A 1683-nucleotide genomic window follows, 5' to 3' on the forward strand; every position below is an offset into this window, starting at 1 on the left:
AACAAATAACATTCCAGTGTTTAACATTGACGTTAGTCAAGACGCAAAGAAAAAGCAGAACGTAGCTGTAACACAGGCAATGATGGAAAAATTGATAGGATACTTAGGTCCTGAAAAATTAAATGAATTTGCAACATTTTGTGATGGCGATGCTTCGTTTAAACAAAGTCTTGCACTTACAGATTATAAAACAACAAACGATTTTATCCAGTCAATTAGAAAACAAGGTACAGATATGTTGTGGTCAAATGCAACTATAGGATACTCAGGTTCAACACTGAATGATCTAAGCAACTTTGCAAGAGAACAAGCAACAGTAGAAGAAACAAAACCAGAAGATAAAAAGCAAGAGCATAAGATAAATCCAGTGTTAAAAAATAAATTAGAAGACTTAAAAAACACAACAAGTCAGATAAAAGAAGTATCAGATAAATACTATGTTTTTGATAAAGACGCTTTAGAAAATCAAATAATGCAAGAAGTTGTGAATCCACTTATAGGAAAAACGCAAAAAGAAGCAAATGATTATAAAGCCATAGCGCAAAAACAACAAGAAGCAATAAAACAATTTAGTGACACAATAAGTAAAACAGAGTTATTGCCAGAGACAGAATTCGATAAGACGGCAACAACAAAACTAACAACAACTCAAAATGATTTATTAAATTTACTTAATGAATCAAACCAGTCTTATGGAGATTATGTAAATAAGATATACGAAACAAGTATGAATAATCAGCAAACCATTTTTGAAAGCTTGTCAAAGGCAAGTGATGATTCAAAGAAGCAAATAGAGAGTGGATTAGCTGAAACGAAGCGAATAAAGAATCAGGATTCACAAGATAATCAGCATTTGATGAATGATTTTATTGCCAAGTTGCCATACACAAGACTTGGTTCAATTGAAAATGAAAACGTATATCAGTATATGGCAAATCCAGTTACCCTAAAAGGAAACATTCATAAGTTGAGTGGAGCAAAAACAGTATTATCAGGAAACGGAATGGAAGAAAAAGCTACAAATAACAAAGCAAACAAAGCCCTTCCACAACCACCAAAAGTAGCATGGTATCTATTGATAATACTTATAGTTTTATTAGCTATTGGAATCATGACAATGGCTGTAATAAATCGTTCGCAACAAGAAAACGAGGATTGGGAATAGATTCATAAGAAAGATATAAGGAGTAGCAAAAGCCAGAGTTTTATAAGATATAAGAAATCATGGTTAGTTACTTTTATATAAAAAACTAATTAAAAACATAAAAAGACAAATCAGATATTTGAAAGGAGAATTATAATGGCATCATTAAGATTAGACTATGAAGCATTAGGAAGTTCAGCAAAAACATTAAGAGAGCAAGGAGATACTTTTGAAAACTGTATCAACGTTATGACAAAAGTTGTTGATGCACTACCAGATATCTGGGAAGCAGAAACATGTAACAGATATGTACAGGAATTTGATGAATCTAAAAAAACATTAAACGATGTTAGAAAATTAATCGAAGATATGTCATCACAGATGACTCAGATTAGCAACAACTTTAGCCAGGCTGATTCAGAAATGGCTAATCAGATGAAATAAGTTGGAATAGAAGGTTAAGTAAGTTAACAAAAAACTTAATTAGAAATTCAACAGAAATTCATAATCAAAAATAACCTGTAGCAAGTGAGGAGATA

2 protein-coding genes are annotated in these 1683 nt (G+C 31.4%); both read left to right on the forward strand.

Features of this window, described 5'->3' with window-relative positions; genetic code table 11:
• Window positions 1-1165, forward strand: a 1165-nt coding sequence (locus tag BLV79_RS12845; RefSeq protein WP_159429368.1) for a hypothetical protein, incomplete at its 5' end; no start/stop codon positions are given.
• A 135-nt stretch (window positions 1166-1300) separates the two neighbouring features.
• Window positions 1301-1588, forward strand: a complete 288-nt coding sequence (locus tag BLV79_RS12355) for a WXG100 family type VII secretion target (protein ID WP_074719268.1) — start codon at window positions 1301-1303, stop codon at window positions 1586-1588.
• Window positions 1589-1683: the final 95 nt, after the last annotated feature.

It is taken from the genome of Lachnobacterium bovis DSM 14045 (assembly GCF_900107245.1).
Classification (GTDB): domain Bacteria; phylum Bacillota; class Clostridia; order Lachnospirales; family Lachnospiraceae; genus Roseburia; species Roseburia bovis.